Below are 16112 nucleotides of genomic sequence, written 5' to 3' on the forward strand. Positions count from 1 at the left end.
AGCAGCCCGAGATCGGCGAGCAGGCGATCCTGCAGCTGATGGCCGAGGTGGACCGCTACATCCCGCAGCCCGAGCGCCCGAAGGACCGCCCGTTCCTGATGCCGATCGAGGACGTGTTCTCGATCTCTGGCCGCGGCACGGTGGTGACGGGTCGCGTGGAGCGCGGCATCGTGAAGGTGGGCGAGGAGGTCGAGATCATCGGCCTGAAGGACACCGTGAAGACGACGGTGACCGGCGTGGAGATGTTCCGCAAGCTGCTGGACAGCGGCGAGGCGGGCGACAACATCGGCGCGCTGCTGCGCGGCACCAAGCGCGAGGACGTGGAGCGCGGGCAGGTGCTGGCAGCACCCGGCTCGATCAAGCCGCACTCCAAGTTCAAGGCCGAGGCGTACATCCTCACCAAGGAGGAGGGCGGGCGCCACACGCCGTTCTTCACCAACTACCGCCCGCAGTTCTACTTCCGCACCACGGACGTGACGGGGGTGGTGAAGCTGCCCGAGGGCGTGGAGATGGTGATGCCCGGCGACAACGTGTCGATGGAGGTCGAGCTGATCGCGCCGATCGCCATGGACGAGGGCCTGCGCTTCGCCATCCGCGAGGGCGGCCGCACCGTGGGCGCGGGCGTCGTCGCCTCCATCGCGGGCTGAGGCAGCGGATCATGGACAACCAGAACATCCGCATCCGCCTCAAGGCGTTCGATCACCGCGTGCTGGATGGCAGCACGCGGGAGATCGTGCAGACCGCGAAGCGGACCGGCGCGCGGGTCCGCGGGCCGATCCCGCTGCCCACGCAGATCGAGCGCTTCACCGTCAACCGCTCCCCGCACGTGGACAAGAAGTCGCGCGAGCAGTTCGAGATCCGGACGCATCGCCGCCTGCTGGACATCGTGGACCCCACCCCGCAGACCGTGGACGCGCTGATGAAGCTCGACCTCGCCTCGGGCGTGGACGTCGAGATCAAGATCTGAGGGCCCGGTCATGGCAACCCAGACCCGCACGGGCCTGATCGCCCGCAAGGTGGGCATGTCCCGCCTGTTCAACGAGGATGGCTCGTCCACCCCGGTGACGCTGCTGCACGTGGATGCGGTGCGCGTCGTCGCCCAGCGGACCGAGGAGAAGGACGGCTACGCCGCCCTGCAGATCGGCTTCGGCAAGGCGAAGGCGAAGAACGTTTCCAAGCCCAACCGCGGCCACTTCGCCAAGGCGGGCGTCGAGGCGCCGGCCAAGGTGGCGGAGTTCCGCGTGACGGCCGACGCCGCCGTGGAGCCTGGCACCGCGCTGAGCGTGGAGCACTTCGTCAAGGGCCAGCGCGTGGACATCACGGGCACGACCAAGGGCAAGGGCTTCCAGGGCGCGATGAAGCGCTGGAACTTCTCGGGCCTGGAGGCGACGCACGGCGTCTCCATCTCGCACCGCTCGCACGGCTCCACTGGCAACCGCCAGGATCCGGGCAAGACCTTCAAGAACAAGAAGATGGCCGGCCACCTGGGCGTGGAGCGCGTCACGACGCAGAACCTGGTGATCGCCGGGCACGACGTCGAGCGCAGCCTGCTGCTCGTCAAGGGCGCGGTGCCGGGGGCCACGGGTGCCTTCGTGCTGGTGCGCGACGCGGTGAAGCGCGCGCGCCCGGCCGATGCGCCCTTCCCCGCGGCGACGGCCTGAGGACACGACGATGCAGGTGAACGTCATCACCCTCGACAACGCCCAGGCGGGCCAGGTCGAGCTTCCGGACGAGCTCTTCGCCGTCACCCCGCGCGCCGACATCATGGCGCGCGTGGTGCACTGGCAGCTCGCCAAGCGCCGTGCCGGCACGCACAAGGCCAAGGGCATGGGCGAGGTGTCGGGCACGACCAAGAAGCCGTACCGGCAGAAGGGGACAGGCTCCGCCCGCCAGGGCTCGCTGCGCGCGCCGCAGTTCCGCACGGGCGGCGTGGTGCACGGGCCGGTCGTGCGCGACCACGGCTATTCGCTGCCCAAGAAGGTGCGCCGCCTCGGCCTGATTTCCGCGCTTTCGCAGAAGGCGGCCGACGGCAAGCTGGTGGTGCTGGACGCCGCGACCGCCGGGGAGGGGGCCAAGACCTCCGCCATGGCGAAGCAGGTGAAGGCGCTGGGCTGGTCCAAGGCGCTGGTCATCGACGCGGCGGTGGACGCGCAGTTCATCCGCGCGCTGCGCAACATCCCCGGGATGGACGCGCTGCCGACGATGGGTGCGAACGTCTACGACATCCTGAACCATGACGTGCTCGTGGTGACGCGCGCCGGCGTGGAAGCCCTGAAGGAGCGCCTGGCATGAGTGCTTCCGTGAGCAAGCCGGCGGCGCCCAAGCCGATCGCCAAGGAGCGCATGTACCAGGTGGTGCTGGCGCCGCTGGTGACCGAGAAGGCGACGACGCTGACCGAGCAGGGCCAGTACGTGTTCCGGGTCACGCTGGACGCCACCAAGCCGGAGATCAAGCAGGCCGTGGAAGGCCTGTTCAACGTCTCCGTCACGGCGGTGAACACGCTGGTGATGAAGGGCAAGACCAAGCGCTTCAAGGGCCGTCCCGGCCAGCGCTCGGATTGGAAGAAGGCCGTGGTCAAGCTCGCCCCTGGGCAGAGCATCGACCTGACGACGGGGCTCTCGTAACGCCATGGCGCTGAAGAACTTCAACCCGGTCACGCCGAGCCTGCGCGGCACGGTGCTGATCGAACGCTCCTCCCTGTGGAAGGGTGCGCCGGTCAAGGGGCTGACGGTCGGCAAGACCTCCTCCGGCGGCCGCAACAACCACGGCCGCATCACCGTCCGGTTCCGGGGCGGCGGGCACAAGCAGTCCTACCGCGTGGTGGACTTCAAGCGCCGCGCCAAGTGGGGCGTGCCGGCCACCGTGGAGCGGCTGGAATACGATCCGAACCGCACGGCGTTCATCGCCCTGGTGAAGTACCAGGATGGCGAGCTGGCCTACATCCTGGCGCCGCAGCGCCTGAAGGTCGGCGACGTGGTGGTGGCGGGCGACAAGGCCGACATCAAGCCGGGCAACGCCATGCCGCTGGGTGCGATCCCGGTCGGGACCGTGATCCACAACATCGAGCTGAAGCCGGGTGCGGGCGGCAAGGTCGCTCGCTCCGCGGGCACCTTCGCCCAGCTGGTGGGCAAGGATGCGGGCCTGGCGCAGATCAAGCTGATGTCGGGCGAGCTGCGGACGGTGCGGGCCGAGTGCATCGCCTCCATCGGCGCGGTGTCCAACCCGGACAACAGCAACCAGCAGCTCGGCAAGGCGGGGCGCTCCCGCTGGCTGGGCCGCAAGCCGCACAACCGCGGCGTGACCATGAACCCGGTGGACCACCCGCATGGCGGCGGCGAGGGCCGCACCTCGGGCGGCCGTCATCCGGTCACGCCCTGGGGCAAGCCGACCAAGGGTGCCAAGACCCGCAACAACAAGCGGACGGATCGCAGCATCGTGCGCCGCCGCAACGCCACGAAGGGCTAAGCAATGCCGCGCAGCGTCTGGAAAGGGCCGTTCGTGGACGGCTACCTCCTGGGCAAGGCCGAGGCCGCCCGCGCCTCGACCCGCAACGAGGTCATCAAGACCTGGTCGCGCCGCTCCACCATCATGCCGCAGTTCGTCGGCCTGACCTTCGGCGTCTACAACGGGCGGAAGTTCCTGCCCGTGCAGGTGACGGAGAACATGGTCGGCCACAAGCTGGGCGAGTTCTCGCCGACGCGCACCTTCGGTGGGCACTCGGCGGACAAGAAGGCGAAGCGGGGCTGAGATGAGCAAGCCGAAGCACCCGCGCGGGCTGAGCGACAGCGAGGCGCAGGCCGTCACGCTGAACATCCGGGTCTCGCCGCGCAAGCTGAACCTGGTGGCGGGCATGATCCGCGGCGCCCCGGCGCAGCAGGCCATCGCCACGCTGACCTTCAGCAAGCGCCGCATCGCGCAGACCGTGAAGAAGACGCTGGAAAGCGCGATCGCCAACGCGGAGAACAACCACCAGCTGGACGTGGACCGCCTGGTGGTCTCCCGCGCCGAGGTGGGCCGTGCCGTCGTGATGAAGCGCTTCCACGCCCGTGGCCGCGGCAAGTCCTCGCGCATCGAGAAGTGGTTCTCCCACCTGAAGATCGTGGTGGCGGAGCAGAAGGTGGAGGCCGCGTAAGATGGGTCACAAAGTCAATCCGATCGGCCTGCGCCTGGGCATCAACCGCACCTGGGACAGCCGCTGGTACGCCGGCCGCGACTACGCCAAGCTGCTGCACGACGACGTGCGGCTGCGCGACACGCTGAAGGACCGCCTGAAGTCCGCCGGCGTGTCCAAGGTGGTGATCGAGCGCCCGGCGAAGAAGCCGCGCGTGACGATCCATGCCGCCCGCCCGGGCGTCGTGATCGGCAAGAAGGGCGCCGACATCGACGTGCTGCGCAAGGAGCTGTCGGCGAAGGCCGGGGCCGAGGTGTCGCTGAACATCCTCGAGATCCGCAAGCCCGAGCTGGACGCCACCCTGGTGGCCGAGAGCATCGCGCAGCAGCTGGAGCGCCGCGTGGCCTTCCGCCGCGCGATGAAGCGCGCCGTGCAGTCGGCGATGCGCCTCGGAGCGCTCGGCATCCGCATCAACTGCGGCGGCCGGCTGGGCGGCGCGGAGATCGCCCGCGTGGAGTGGTACCGCGAGGGGCGGGTGCCGCTGCACACGCTGCGCGCGGACATCGACTACGGCATCGCCACGGCGAAGACGACCTACGGCACCTGCGGCGTGAAGGTCTGGATCTTCAAGGGCGAGATCATGGCTCATGACCCGATGGCGCAGGATCGCCGGGCCCATGAGCAGGCCCCGCAGCGGTAAGGCAGAGAGACAATGCTGCAGCCCAAGCGTACCAAGTTCCGGAAGGCCCACAAGGGCCGCATCAAGGGCGTCGCCAAGGGCGGCTTCTCCCTGACCTTCGGCGGCTTCGGCCTGAAGGCCCTGGAGCCCGAGCGCGTCACCGCGCGGCAGATCGAGGCGGCCCGCCGCGCGATCACCCGCGCGATGAAGCGCCAGGGCCGGGTGTGGATCCGCATCTTCCCGGACGTCCCCGTCTCCACCAAGCCTGCCGAGGTCCGCATGGGCTCCGGCAAGGGCGCCCCCGAATACTGGGTGGCGCGCGTGAAGCCGGGCCGCATCATGTTCGAGATCGACGGCGTGGCCACCGACATCGCGAAGGAGGCCCTGGGCCTCGGCGCGGCGAAGCTGCCCATCAAGACCAAGATCGTGACGCGCCTCGGCGCGGCGGAGGCTTGATCCCATGACCAAGATCGCCGATATCCGCGGCAAGTCCGCGGACGAGCTGTCCGGGATGCTCATCGACCTGCGGAAGGAGCAGTTCAACCTCCGCTTCCAGCGCGCCACTGGCCAGCTGGAGGGGACCGGGCGGATCAAGGCCGTGCGCCGCGACATCGCCCGAGTGAAGACCATCCTGGCCGAGCGCACCCGCGCCGCGGCCGCCACCCCCAAGTCCTGAAGAGGAGACCCCGGCGATGCCGAAGCGAGTCCTCACGGGGCGCGTGGTCAGCGACAAGATGGACAAGACGGTCACCGTCTTGGTCGAACGTCGCGTGATGCACCCGCTCTACAAGAAGTTCATCCGGCGCTCCAAGAGGTACGCCGCGCACGACGAGGCCAACACCTGCCGCGAAGGCGACGTGGTGAGCATCGAGGAGTGCCCGCCGATCTCCAAGCGCAAGACCTGGCAGGTCGTGGCGCGCAACGGCGCGCCGCTGGCCGCTGAAGGGGCCGTGGCATGATCGGCGTCGAGGCCAACCTGGACGTCGCCGACAACTCCGGCGCGCGTCGTGTCCAGTGCATCAAGGTGCTGGGCGGCTCCAAGCGCAAGACCGCCTCGGTGGGCGACGTGATCGTCGTCGCCGTCAAGGAGGCGATCCCGCGCGGCAAGGTGAAGAAGGGCTCGGTGGAGCGCGCGGTGATCGTGCGCACCGCCTACCCGGTGCGCCGCCCCGACGGCTCGGCGATCCGTTTCGATCGCAACGCGGCGGTGCTGATCAACAAGCAGGGCGAGCCGATCGGCACCCGCATCTTCGGCCCGGTGGTGCGTGAGCTGCGCGCGCGCAAGTTCATGAAGATCATTTCGCTGGCCCCGGAGGTGCTGTAACCCATGGCCGCCAAGATCAAGAAGGGCGATCGGGTGCAGGTGCTGGCCGGCCGCGACAAGGGCAAGCGCGGCGAGGTGCTGCGCGTGCTGCCGACGGAGAACCGCGCCTACGTGCAGGGCGTGAACCTGGTGAAGAAGCACACCAAGCAGACGCGGGTGGGCGAGACGGGCGGCATCATCTCCAAGGAGGCGGGCATCGACCTGTCCAACCTGGCGCTGATCGACCCGAAGACGGACAAGCCGACCCGCGTGGGCTTCCGCGTCCTGGAGGACGGGAAGAAGGTGCGCGTGGCCAAGGCTTCTGGTGAGGTGCTCGACCGATGAGCGGAACGAAGGGCAAGGCGCCGGCGAAGAAGCCGGCGGAGGGCGAGAACACCGGCCGCCGCGTGGACGCCATCCCGGCGGCCGCCGGCAAGGCCGCTGCCGCGCCGGGCGAGACCGTCCGGCTGCAGAAGCACTATGCCGAGGTGGTCCGGGCCAAGCTCCAGGAGGAGTTCGGCTACGGCAACCCGATGCAGGTGCCGAAGCTGGAGAAGATCGTCATCAACATGGGCGTGGGGGAGGCCGCGGGCGACCAGAAGAAGCTGGACGCCGCGGTGGCCGACATGACGCTCATTGCCGGCCAGAAGCCGGTGCGCACCAAGGCCAAGAAGGCGATCGCGGGCTTCAAGATCCGCGAGGGCCAGGCCATCGGCTGCAAGGTGACGCTGCGCAAGGCCCGCATGTACGAGTTCCTGGACCGCCTGGTCACGATCGCGCTGCCGCGCGTGCGCGACTTCCGCGGCATCCCGGGCAACCGCGGCTTCGATGGCCGCGGCAACTACTCGCTCGGGTTGAAGGAGCAGATCGTGTTCCCGGAGATCAACTACGACAAGGTTGACCAGGTCCGGGGCATGGACATCGTGTTCGTCACGACCGCGAAGACGGACAAGGAAGCGAAGGCCCTGCTGAAGGGCTTCGACCTCCCGTTCGTCAACTGAACCAACCGGAAAACGGCGGGGCGGGGACGCCCCGCATGTTCCAGGAGACCTGACCCCAGATGGCCAAGACCTCTTCCGTCGAGAAGAACAAGCGCCGCACCCAGCTGAGCCAGCAGCACGGCGCCAAGCGCGCCGCCCTGAAGGCGGTGGTGATGGACCGCGAGGCGCCGATCGAGGACCGCTTCGAGGCGACGCTGAAGCTCGCGCAGATGCCGCGCAACGGCGCCAAGGTGCGCATCCGGCTGCGCTGCGAGCTGACCGGCCGCCCGCGCGGCAACTACCGCAAGTTCAAGCTCAGCCGCAACATGCTGCGGGACCTGGCCAACAAGGGCCAGCTCCCCGGCGTGGTCAAGGCCAGCTGGTAAGGAGGCCCCGGCATGTCCATGTCCGATCCGCTGGGTGACCTGCTCTCCCGCATCCGCAACGCCCATGGCGCGCGCCAGACCCGGTGCGTGGCCCCGGCATCCCGCCTCAAGACCGACGTGCTCGAGGTGCTGAAGCGCGAGGGCTACATCCGCGCCTGGCAGGTGAAGGAGCTGCGCGCCGGCGTGAGCCAGATCGAGATCGAGCTGAAGTACTCCGAGGGCGAACCCGCCATCAAGGAGATCAGCCGCGTCTCGAAGCCCGGCCGCCGCGTGTATTCGAAGATCAAGGAGCTGCCGAAGTTCTACAACGGCCTCGGCATCCAGATCCTGTCCACGCCGCGTGGCGTGATGTCCGACGCGGAGGCCCGCGCTGCCAATGTTGGCGGCGAAGTCCTCTGCCGCGTGTTCTGAGCCAGGAGGGAAGCGCATGTCCCGAGTTGGCAAGTATCCCGTCTCCGTCCCCGCCGGCGTGACCGTCGCGCTGGCCGGCCGGACCCTCACCGCGAAGGGAAAGCTGGGCGAGCTCTCGCTCGACCTGACCGACGCCGTGGACGTCGAGATCACCGGCAACGAGGTGAAGGTCTCGCCCCGCGGCGAGGACCGGCGCTCGCGCACGCTGTGGGGCACCACGCGCTCCCTCGTGCAGGGCATGGTGCAGGGCGTGTCCACCGGCTTCTCCAAGTCGATGGAGATCACCGGCACCGGCTACAAGGCGGCGGTGCAGGGCAGCGAGCTGGTGCTGAACCTCGGCTACTCGCACGAGATCCGGTATCCGGTCCCGGCCGGCATCAAGATCACGACCGAGCGGCCCACCGCCATCAAGGTGGAGGGGCTGGACAAGCAGAAGGTCGGCCAGGTGGCGGCGGAGATCCGGGCGTATCGCGGCCCCGAGCCCTATAAGGGCAAGGGCGTCAAGTACGACAACGAAGTCATCCTCCGGAAGGAGGGGAAGAAGAAGTAATGGCCGACAAGCTCGCCATGCAGGCCCGCCGCCGCGCGCGCCTGCGCTACCAGATCAAGCAGAAGGGCGCCGGTCGCCCGCGGCTGAGCGTGTTCCGCTCGGGCCGGCACATCTATGCCCAGGTGATCGACGACACGGCCGGCCGCACGGTCGCCGCGGCGTCGTCGCTGGAGAAGGACATGCGCGGCGCGCTGAAGACCGGGGCCGACAAGGCCGCGGCCGAGGCCGTGGGCAAGGCGGTGGCCGAGCGCGCGCTGGCCGCGGGCGTCACGGCCGTGGTCTTCGACCGCGGGCCGTTCCTGTACCATGGCCGCGTGAAGGCGCTGGCCGATGCCGCCCGTGAGGGCGGTCTGAGCTTCTGACGCGGGGGACGACGAGCATGGCACGTGAACCGCGCAGCGGCGGCGACAACAACGAGAACCGGGGGCGCGGCCGTGGCCGCGACCGCGACCAGAACCGCAACCAGCCCGAGCGCGAGCAGGGCGATGAGCTCCAGGACAAGCTGGTCACCATCAACCGCGTGGCCAAGGTGGTGAAGGGCGGCCGTCGCTTCTCCTTCGCCGCCCTGGTGGTGGTGGGCGACCAGAAGGGGCGCGTCGGCTGGGGTTCCGGCAAGGCGCGCGAGGTGCCGGAGGCCATCCGCAAGGCGACGGAGCGTGCCAAGAAGGGCATGATCCGCGTGCCGATGCGCGAGGGCCGGACCCTGCACCACGACGTGGTCGGCGAGTTCGGCGCCGGCCGCGTGATCCTGCGCGCGGCCCCGGCGGGCACCGGCATCATCGCCGGCGGGCCGATGCGTGCCGTGTTTGAGACGCTGGGCATGGGCGACGTGGTGGCGAAGTGCACCGGCTCGACCAACCCGCACAACATGGTGAAGGCGACCTTCGCGGCGCTGTCCGGCGCGGCCAGCCCGCGCTCGGTGGCCAACCGCCGCGGCAAGAAGGTCTCGGACCTGGTCGGGCCGCGCAAGGACAGCGCCGAGCCGGCCGCGGAGGCTGCGAATGTCTGACGCGACGAAGAAGACCGTGAAGGTCACCCAGGTGTCCAGCGGGTTTGGGCGCAAGCCCGGCCAGCAGGACACGCTGAAGGGCCTGGGCCTGAACAAGATCGGCCGGTCGCGCGAACTGGAGGACACCCCCGCCGTGCGCGGGATGATCCGCAAGGTCGCGCACCTGGTGAAGGTGGACTGAGATGAAGCTCAACGAACTGCGCGACAACGAGGGCGCCCGCCCGAAGTTCAAGCGCATCGGCCGCGGCATCGGCTCCGGCAAGGGCAAGACCGGCGGGCGCGGCGTGAAGGGCCAGAAGGCCCGCACCGGCGTGTCGCTGAACGGCTTCGAGGGCGGCCAGCTCCCGATCTACCGGCGCCTGCCCAAGCGCGGCTTCAAGAACATCTTCCGCGTGGCCTACGCGCCGCTGAACATCGGCGCGCTGGACACGGCGATCACCGAGGGCCGCATCCCGGCCGAGGGCGAGATCACCGAGGAGATGCTGGTGGCCGCGGGTCTGGTGCGTTCGGGCGCCAAGTATGTCGGCGGCGTCAGCCTGCTGGCGCGCGGCGAGATCACCCGGGCGGTGCGCATCACCGTGTCCCGCGCCTCCGCCGCCGCGAAGGCGGCGGTCGAGGCTGCGGGCGGCACCGTGACGCTGCCGGCCGAGGCGGCCCAGGCCTCCGAGTGAGCGCGGGCGCCGTGCACGGCGCGCGCCGATAGGTTAAAGGCGACGGCGCCTGCGGATTCTCCCCGCTGGCGCCGTTCGCGTGAATTGGGGATATGCCTATGGCTTCGGCCACCGACCAGCTTGCCGGCTCGATGAATCTCGGGGTGCTCGCGAAGGCCACCGAGCTGAAGAAGCGCATCTGGTTCACCCTCGGCGCGCTGATCGTCTACCGCATCGGCACCTACGTGCCGGTGCCCGGCGTGGACGCGGCGGTGATGGGCGAGATGCTGCGCCAGCACGGCGGCGGCATCCTGGGCATGTTCGACATGTTCACCGGCGGCGCGCTGGGGCGGATGACCGTGCTGGCGCTCAACATCATGCCCTACATCAGCGCCTCCATCATCGTGCAGCTGATGACGGCGGCCATCCCGTCGTGGGAGGCTCTGAAGAAGGAGGGCGAGTCAGGCCGCAAGAAGCTGAACCAGTACACGCGCTACCTGACGCTGGTCATCGCCATCGTGCAGGCCTACGGCATCGCCGTGGGGCTGGAGGGCATCCGCGGCGCCGCCGGCGCGGCCGTGGCGGACCCGGGGGCGTTCTTCCGCGTCTCCTGCGTGATCACGCTGGTCGGCGGCACCATGTTCCTGATGTGGTTGGGCGAGCAGATCACTGCGCGCGGCGTGGGCAACGGCATCAGCCTGATCATCTTCGCGGGCATCGTCGCCAACCTGCCTTCGGCCCTGGTCAGCACGCTGGAGCTGGGCCGGACCGGCGCCCTGTCCACCTTCTTCATCATCTTCTTCCTGCTGGCCGCCCTGCTGACCATCGCGCTGGTGGTGTTCTTCGAGCGCGCGCAGCGCCGCATCCCGGTGCAATACCCCAAGCGCCAGGTGGGCAACCGCATGTTCGGCGGCGAGGCGACCCACCTGCCGCTGAAGCTGAACACCGCGGGCGTGATCCCGCCGATCTTCGCTTCATCCCTGTTGCTGCTGCCGGCCACCATCTCGGGCTTCTCGGCGGACCGCACGGCGGACACCTGGCTGACCACGATGGCCAACCTGCTGGCGCATGGGCAGCCGCTCTACATCGCGCTCTACATGGCGCTGATCGTGTTCTTCGCCTTCTTCTACACGGCCGTGGTGTTCAACCCGGCCGAGACGGCGGACAACCTGAAGAAGTATGGCGGCTTCGTGCCCGGCATCCGGCCTGGCCAGAACACCGCCGACTACTTCGACCGGGTGCTGACGCGCCTCACCGTGGTGGGCGCGGCCTATCTGTGCTTGGTCTGCATCATCCCGGAGATCCTGATCAGCAACTACGGCGTGCCGTTCTATTTCGGCGGCACGTCCCTGCTGATCATCGTGACGGTGACGATGGACACGGTGGCGCAGATCCAGTCCCATCTCTTCGCGCACCAGTACGAGGGCCTCATCAAGAAGGCCCGGCTGGGCGGGCGCGGGCCGCGGCCCCGCTGACGCGCCGCAATGCGAGGAGAGACGAAGCGATGAACCTGATCCTGCTGGGCCCGCCGGGAGCGGGGAAGGGCACCCAGGCCAAGCGGCTGGAGGAGCGCTTCGGCCTGGTGCAGGTCTCGACCGGGGACATGCTGCGCGCCGAGGTCAAGGCCGGCACCGAGGTCGGCCGGCAGGCCAAGGCCATCATGGAAAGCGGCGCCCTGGTGCCGGACCAGATCATCATCGCCATGCTGGCGGCGCGGGTGGCCCAGCCCGATGCGGCGCGCGGCTTCATCCTGGATGGCTTCCCGCGCACCGTGCCCCAGGCCGAGGCGCTGGACGGCATGCTGAAGGACAAGGGCCTGCGGCTCGACCACGTGATCGAGCTGCGGGTGGACGACGCCGCGCTGGTGCGGCGCATCTCCGGCCGCTTCACCTGCGCGCGCTGCGGCGAGGGCTACCACGACGAGTTCAAGGCGCCGCGCCAGGTGGGCGTCTGCGACGTGTGCGGCAGCGCCGAGTTCAGCCGCCGCGCCGATGACAAGGCGGAGACGGTGGGCGCGCGGCTGGCGGCCTATCATGCCCAGACGGCGCCGCTGCTGCCTTACTACGCCGCGCAGGGGAAGCTGCGGGCGGTGGACGGCATGGCGGACATGTCGGAGGTGACGGAGGAATTGAACCGGATTCTGGCTCAGCCCGCTTGACGGGTGGGGGATTCGGGGCGTAAGTCCCGCCCTCTCGCGGGCGGGGCGTGCCGGGTGCGGCTGCCTTCGGCCGCGTTCGGCTTTGGATCATAGAGGATGGGCCGGCTGTTCCGGCCCCGGGTTTCGGGCCGCAGGGCCCTGAGGAGCTGAGACGTGGCGCGCATCGCTGGCGTGAACATCCCCCCCAACAAGCGGGTCGAAATCTCGCTGCGCTACATCTACGGCATCGGGCCGATGAACGCGAAGCAGATCTGCGACAAGGTGGGCATCCCGGCCGAGCGCCGCGTGAACCAGCTCACCGACGACGAGATCATGAAGCTGCGTGAGCTGATCGACCGCGACTACCGCGTCGAGGGCGACCTGCGCCGCGAGACGGCAATGAACATCAAGCGGCTGATGGACATGGCCTGCTACCGCGGCCTTCGGCACCGCCGCGGCCTGCCGGTGCGCGGCCAGCGCACGCACACGAACGCCCGCACCCGCAAGGGCAAGGCCGTGCCGGTGGCCGGCAAGAAGAAGGTGACCAAGTAAGATGGCCCGCTCCCCCGCCTCCTCCCGCCCCAAGAAGAAGGAGCGGAAGAACATCTCCTCGGGCGTGGCGCACGTCCTGTCCACCTTCAACAACACCATCATCACCATCACCGACGCCCAGGGCAACGCCATCGCCTGGTCCTCCTCGGGCACCAAGGGCTTCAAGGGCTCGCGCAAGTCCACGCCCTACGCCGCCCAGGTGGCGGCGGAGGACGCGGGCATGAAGGCGCGCGACCACGGGATGGAGACGCTCGAGGTCGAGGTCTCGGGCCCTGGCTCGGGCCGCGAGTCGGCGCTGCGCGCCCTGCAGTCGGTGGGCTTCCACGTGACCGCAATCCGCGACGTGACGCCCATCCCGCACAATGGCTGCCGCCCGCGCAAGCGCCGGCGCGTCTGAACTTCCCAGGGGGACACCGAGAGTGCTCGAACGCAACTGGGAAAGCCTGATCAAGCCGGAGAAGCCGCGCGTCGACTCCGTCAGCGCGGATGGCCGGGCGGCGGAGCTGGTGGTGGAGCCGCTGGAGCGCGGCTTCGGCATGACGCTGGGCAACGCCCTGCGCCGGGTGCTGCTCTCCTCCCTCCAGGGTGCCGCCGTCACCGGCGTGAAGATCGACGGCGTGCTGCATGAATTCAGCACGCTGACCGGCGCGCGGGAGGATGTCACCGACATCATCCTGAACCTCAAGCAGCTGGCCATCCGCTACGAGGGCGAGGGCGCCAAGCGCCTGATGCTGACGGCGACCGGCCCCGGCGAGGTGAAGGCGGCCGACATCCAGGTGACCGGCGACATCGAGATCGCCAACCCGGACCTGCTGATCTGCACGCTGGACGAGGGCGCCAAGCTCTCCATGGAGCTGACGGTCGAGGGTGGCCGCGGCTACGTGCCCGCGAGCGAGAACCGCAAGGAAGACAGCCCGATCGGCCTGATCCCGATCGACGCCATCTTCTCGCCGGTGCGCAAGGTGGCCTACCGCGTGGAGCCGACCCGCGTGGGCCAGCGCACCGACTTCGACAAGCTGGTGATGCAGGTCGAGACGGACGGCACCGTGGCGCCGGAGGACGCGGTAGCGCTGGCCGCGCGCATCCTGACGCACCACCTGGGCATCTTCATCACCTTCGAGGAGCCGCGCGAGATGCGCGGGGCGGTGGAGGTGCAGGACGACCTGCCGTTCAACCGCAACCTGCTGCGCAAGGTGGACGAGCTGGAGCTGTCGGTCCGTTCGGCGAACTGCCTGAAGAACGACAACATCGTCTACATCGGCGACCTGGTGCAGAAGACCGAGCAGGAGATGCTCCGCACGCCGAACTTCGGCCGCAAGTCGCTGAACGAGATCAAGGAGGTCCTCGCCTCCATGGGCCTCAGCCTGGGGATGCCCGTCTCCGGCTGGCCGCCCGAGAACATCGAGGACCTCGCCAAGAAGGCCGAAGAGCCGTTCTGACCACCTCGGGCCAGCGGGCCCCATCGGAGTAGAGAACTATGCGTCACGGAATGGCCCGCCGGAAGCTGGGCGTCACCTCCGCCCACCGGGTCAGCATGCTGCGCAACATGGCGACCAGCCTGCTGAAGCACGAGCAGATCACCACCACCCTGCCCAAGGCGAAGGAGCTGCGCCCGTATGTCGAGCGCATCATCACCCTGGGCAAGCGCGGCGGCCTGCACGCCCGCCGGCAGGTGATGGCGCAGGTGCGCGACGAGAAGGTCGTGTCCAAGCTGTTCGACACGCTGGCCCCGCGCTACGCCGCGCGCGCCGGCGGCTACACCCGCGTGCTGAAGGCTGGCCACCGCTACGGCGACATGGCCGCCATGGCCGTGATCGAGCTGATGGACCGCGACGTGGCCGCCAAGGGCCAGGACAGCGGCCCGAAGCCCGAGGTGGCCGAGGAGCAGGAAGCGGCCTGACCCCTCGCGGGTCCGGCGAAGCAGGGCGGCTCCCGGTGACGGGGCCGCCCTTTTTCATGCCCAGCGCATCAGCGCCGCCACCTCCGGGTTGAAGCGCTCCACTGGGGCGCGCAGCGCCTCCGGCCAGGCGGCGGCGCGCGGCGGGATGAACAGCGAGGGGCGGTTGCCGTCCCACAGGCTCAGCGCCAGGCGCTCCGTGCGCGGCTGGAAGGCCAGGAAGACGTGGCCCTCGCCATGGGCATGGCCGGACAGCCAGCCTTCCTCCCAGGCCACGCCGGGGCCGGCGCCACGCAGCGCCGCGCTCAGCAGGCGCTGGCGGCCGCCGGAGGCCGGGCGCAGCAGGGCCGCCACCGCGGGATGAACCGCCAGGGTCAGCACCGGCTGGCCGGGCAGGGCGGCGAATTCCTCCGGCAGCGGTGCCGCCGCCAGCAGCAGCGGGGCGGCCAGCAGCAGGCCGCGCCTAGTCAATGCGGATGTTCGCCTCGCGCACCAGCGCAGCCATGGCGGCGCGGCCCTCGGCCACGAAGCGCGCGAAGGCGGCCGGGTCGCTGCCCACCGGCACGGCTGCCAGCTGGGCCAGGCGGCCCTGCACCTCCGGCTCGGCCAGGGTGGCGGCGAGCGCGGCGTGGATCTGCGCCAGCAATGGCGCGGGGGTGGCGGCGGGGGCGAAAAGGGCCGCCCATTCGGACAGCTCGATGCCCGGCGTGCCGGCCTCTGCGAAGGTCGGCACCTCCGGGCGCAGCGGCACGCGGGCGGCGTTGGAGACGGCCAGGAACCGCGCGCGGCCGCTGTCCACGATGGGGCCGGCGGAGAGCATGGTGATGAAGCAGGCGTCCAGCGCGCCGGCCGCCAGGTCGCGCGCCGCATCGGCGCCGCCGCGGTAGGGCACGTGGGTCACCTCGATGCCGGCGGCGCGGGAGAACTGCACCAGCCCCAGGTGGCCGGCGGTGGCGTTGCCCTGGGTGCCGACGTTCAGCACCTGCCGCCGCGCCAGGGCGATGAACTCCGCCACGCTGCGCGCCGGCAGGTCGGCCTTCACCGCCAGCACCTGCGGGAAGGTGACGGCCAGCGAGATGGGGGCGAAGGCGGTGGCGTAGTCGAAGGCCAGGCCGCGCAGCAGCGTGGGATTCACGAGGTGCGAGGAGGCATCCATCAGCAGGGTGTGGCCGTCGGGTGCGCTGCGTGCCACCTCGCCGCCGCCCAGGCTGCCGCCGGCGCCGGTGCGGTTCTCCACCACCACCGGCTGGCCCAGGCGCTGCGCCAGGCCGGGCGTCAGGGCGCGGGTGGCGCTGTCCGCCGCGCCGCCGGCGGCGAAGGGGACGACGACGCGGATGGGGCGGGTGAAGCCCTGGGCCAGCGCCGGGCTGGCGAGCAGGGGCAGGGCGAGGAGGGTGCGGCGCTGCATGGCGCGGCACACTTCGCCCGCCGGGCCGCCGCGTCAAGT

Annotated in this window: 30 protein-coding genes; 28 read left to right on the forward strand and 2 right to left on the reverse strand. The window is 69.9% G+C overall.

Annotated features, from left to right (window positions below; all coding sequences use genetic code 11):
• From ACI6QG_RS00005 to rplQ, 28 genes are all read left to right on the forward strand, one after another.
• On the forward strand, window positions 1-647 hold a 647-nt coding region (locus tag ACI6QG_RS00005), incomplete at its 5' end, for an EF-Tu C-terminal domain-related protein (RefSeq protein ID WP_407022505.1).
• Window positions 648-658: 11 nt separating this feature from the next.
• Entirely contained in the window at window positions 659-967 is a 309-nt protein-coding gene (gene rpsJ, locus ACI6QG_RS00010; protein ID WP_407022506.1) for a 30S ribosomal protein S10, read from the forward strand.
• 10 nt (window positions 968-977) lie between these two features.
• Window positions 978-1661 carry a 50S ribosomal protein L3 gene (rplC, locus tag ACI6QG_RS00015; RefSeq protein ID WP_407022507.1) on the forward strand — a complete coding sequence of 228 codons (684 nt, stop codon included), beginning with the start codon at window positions 978-980 and terminating at the stop codon, window positions 1659-1661.
• Window positions 1662-1671: 10 nt separating this feature from the next.
• Window positions 1672-2292, forward strand: coding sequence for a 50S ribosomal protein L4 (gene rplD, locus ACI6QG_RS00020; protein ID WP_407022508.1), 621 nt, complete (start codon window positions 1672-1674; stop codon window positions 2290-2292).
• Between the two features lie 35 nt (window positions 2293-2327).
• The gene (locus ACI6QG_RS00025) at window positions 2328-2624 is read left to right on the forward strand and encodes a 50S ribosomal protein L23 (RefSeq protein WP_407023031.1); all 297 of its coding nucleotides are present in this window, start codon (window positions 2328-2330) and stop codon (window positions 2622-2624) included.
• Between the two features lie 4 nt (window positions 2625-2628).
• Window positions 2629-3465 (forward strand): 50S ribosomal protein L2, encoded by an 837-nt coding sequence (rplB, locus tag ACI6QG_RS00030; RefSeq protein WP_407022509.1) that lies wholly within the window; start codon window positions 2629-2631, stop codon window positions 3463-3465.
• 3 nt (window positions 3466-3468) lie between these two features.
• Complete coding sequence (gene rpsS / locus ACI6QG_RS00035) at window positions 3469-3747, forward strand: 30S ribosomal protein S19 (RefSeq protein WP_407022510.1); 279 nt, start codon at window positions 3469-3471, stop codon at window positions 3745-3747.
• 1 nt (window position 3748) lies between these two features.
• Window positions 3749-4132, forward strand: a complete 384-nt coding sequence (rplV, locus tag ACI6QG_RS00040) for a 50S ribosomal protein L22 (RefSeq protein ID WP_407022511.1) — start codon at window positions 3749-3751, stop codon at window positions 4130-4132.
• A 1-nt stretch (window position 4133) separates the two neighbouring features.
• Complete coding sequence (rpsC, locus tag ACI6QG_RS00045) at window positions 4134-4811, forward strand: 30S ribosomal protein S3 (protein WP_407022512.1); 678 nt, start codon at window positions 4134-4136, stop codon at window positions 4809-4811.
• Window positions 4812-4823: 12 nt separating this feature from the next.
• Window positions 4824-5246, forward strand: a complete 423-nt coding sequence (gene rplP / locus ACI6QG_RS00050; RefSeq protein WP_407022513.1) for a 50S ribosomal protein L16 — start codon at window positions 4824-4826, stop codon at window positions 5244-5246.
• A 4-nt stretch (window positions 5247-5250) separates the two neighbouring features.
• Entirely contained in the window at window positions 5251-5466 is a 216-nt protein-coding gene (gene rpmC, locus ACI6QG_RS00055; protein ID WP_407022514.1) for a 50S ribosomal protein L29, read from the forward strand.
• A 16-nt stretch (window positions 5467-5482) separates the two neighbouring features.
• Window positions 5483-5749, forward strand: a complete 267-nt coding sequence (gene rpsQ, locus ACI6QG_RS00060; protein ID WP_407022515.1) for a 30S ribosomal protein S17 — start codon at window positions 5483-5485, stop codon at window positions 5747-5749.
• Window positions 5746-6114 (forward strand): 50S ribosomal protein L14, encoded by a 369-nt coding sequence (rplN, locus tag ACI6QG_RS00065; RefSeq protein WP_407022516.1) that lies wholly within the window; start codon window positions 5746-5748, stop codon window positions 6112-6114. Before rpsQ ends, rplN begins: the two co-directional genes overlap by 4 nt.
• A gap of 3 nt (window positions 6115-6117) precedes the next feature.
• Window positions 6118-6438 (forward strand): 50S ribosomal protein L24, encoded by a 321-nt coding sequence (gene rplX, locus ACI6QG_RS00070; protein ID WP_407022517.1) that lies wholly within the window; start codon window positions 6118-6120, stop codon window positions 6436-6438.
• Window positions 6435-7094: a 50S ribosomal protein L5 gene (gene rplE / locus ACI6QG_RS00075; protein WP_407022518.1), complete on the forward strand. Its 660-nt coding sequence runs from the start codon at window positions 6435-6437 to the stop codon at window positions 7092-7094. Before rplX ends, rplE begins: the two co-directional genes overlap by 4 nt.
• A 59-nt stretch (window positions 7095-7153) precedes the next feature.
• Window positions 7154-7459: a 30S ribosomal protein S14 gene (gene rpsN, locus ACI6QG_RS00080; RefSeq protein WP_407022519.1), complete on the forward strand. Its 306-nt coding sequence runs from the start codon at window positions 7154-7156 to the stop codon at window positions 7457-7459.
• Window positions 7460-7471: 12 nt separating this feature from the next.
• Entirely contained in the window at window positions 7472-7870 is a 399-nt protein-coding gene (gene rpsH / locus ACI6QG_RS00085; protein ID WP_407022520.1) for a 30S ribosomal protein S8, read from the forward strand.
• 16 nt (window positions 7871-7886) lie between these two features.
• Window positions 7887-8420 (forward strand): 50S ribosomal protein L6, encoded by a 534-nt coding sequence (gene rplF / locus ACI6QG_RS00090; protein ID WP_407022521.1) that lies wholly within the window; start codon window positions 7887-7889, stop codon window positions 8418-8420.
• The gene (gene rplR, locus ACI6QG_RS00095; protein ID WP_407022522.1) at window positions 8420-8782 is read left to right on the forward strand and encodes a 50S ribosomal protein L18; all 363 of its coding nucleotides are present in this window, start codon (window positions 8420-8422) and stop codon (window positions 8780-8782) included. Before rplF ends, rplR begins: the two co-directional genes overlap by 1 nt.
• Before the next feature lie 17 nt (window positions 8783-8799).
• Window positions 8800-9429: a 30S ribosomal protein S5 gene (rpsE, locus tag ACI6QG_RS00100; protein ID WP_407022523.1), complete on the forward strand. Its 630-nt coding sequence runs from the start codon at window positions 8800-8802 to the stop codon at window positions 9427-9429.
• Window positions 9422-9610, forward strand: coding sequence for a 50S ribosomal protein L30 (gene rpmD, locus ACI6QG_RS00105; RefSeq protein ID WP_407022524.1), 189 nt, complete (start codon window positions 9422-9424; stop codon window positions 9608-9610). Before rpsE ends, rpmD begins: the two co-directional genes overlap by 8 nt.
• A gap of 1 nt (window position 9611) precedes the next feature.
• Window positions 9612-10100, forward strand: a complete 489-nt coding sequence (rplO, locus tag ACI6QG_RS00110; RefSeq protein WP_407022525.1) for a 50S ribosomal protein L15 — start codon at window positions 9612-9614, stop codon at window positions 10098-10100.
• Window positions 10101-10198: 98 nt separating this feature from the next.
• Complete coding sequence (secY, locus tag ACI6QG_RS00115; protein ID WP_407022526.1) at window positions 10199-11554, forward strand: preprotein translocase subunit SecY; 1356 nt, start codon at window positions 10199-10201, stop codon at window positions 11552-11554.
• Window positions 11555-11583: 29 nt separating this feature from the next.
• On the forward strand, window positions 11584-12237 hold the full coding sequence (locus ACI6QG_RS00120; protein WP_407022527.1) for an adenylate kinase: 654 nt from the start codon (window positions 11584-11586) through the stop codon (window positions 12235-12237).
• Window positions 12238-12390: 153 nt separating this feature from the next.
• The gene (gene rpsM / locus ACI6QG_RS00125) at window positions 12391-12768 is read left to right on the forward strand and encodes a 30S ribosomal protein S13 (RefSeq protein ID WP_407022528.1); all 378 of its coding nucleotides are present in this window, start codon (window positions 12391-12393) and stop codon (window positions 12766-12768) included.
• Between the two features lies 1 nt (window position 12769).
• A complete protein-coding gene (gene rpsK, locus ACI6QG_RS00130) occupies window positions 12770-13165 on the forward strand; it encodes a 30S ribosomal protein S11 (protein WP_407022529.1) in 396 nt (131 codons plus the stop codon).
• Entirely contained in the window at window positions 13131-14207 is a 1077-nt protein-coding gene (locus tag ACI6QG_RS00135) for a DNA-directed RNA polymerase subunit alpha (RefSeq protein WP_407022530.1), read from the forward strand. Before rpsK ends, ACI6QG_RS00135 begins: the two co-directional genes overlap by 35 nt.
• A gap of 38 nt (window positions 14208-14245) precedes the next feature.
• Window positions 14246-14668 (forward strand): 50S ribosomal protein L17, encoded by a 423-nt coding sequence (gene rplQ, locus ACI6QG_RS00140; protein ID WP_407022531.1) that lies wholly within the window; start codon window positions 14246-14248, stop codon window positions 14666-14668.
• Window positions 14669-14722: 54 nt separating this feature from the next.
• Here the strand turns inward: rplQ and ACI6QG_RS00145 are convergent, their stop codons facing one another.
• A complete protein-coding gene (locus ACI6QG_RS00145) occupies window positions 14723-15136 on the reverse strand; it encodes an Ivy family c-type lysozyme inhibitor (protein ID WP_407022532.1) in 414 nt (137 codons plus the stop codon).
• Window positions 15129-16073, reverse strand: coding sequence for a tripartite tricarboxylate transporter substrate-binding protein (locus tag ACI6QG_RS00150; RefSeq protein ID WP_407022533.1), 945 nt, complete (start codon window positions 16071-16073; stop codon window positions 15129-15131). Before ACI6QG_RS00150 ends, ACI6QG_RS00145 begins: the two co-directional genes overlap by 8 nt.
• Window positions 16074-16112 lie beyond the last annotated feature (39 nt).

This window comes from Sabulicella flocculans (assembly GCF_045449635.1).
Lineage (GTDB): Bacteria > Pseudomonadota > Alphaproteobacteria > Acetobacterales > Acetobacteraceae > Roseococcus.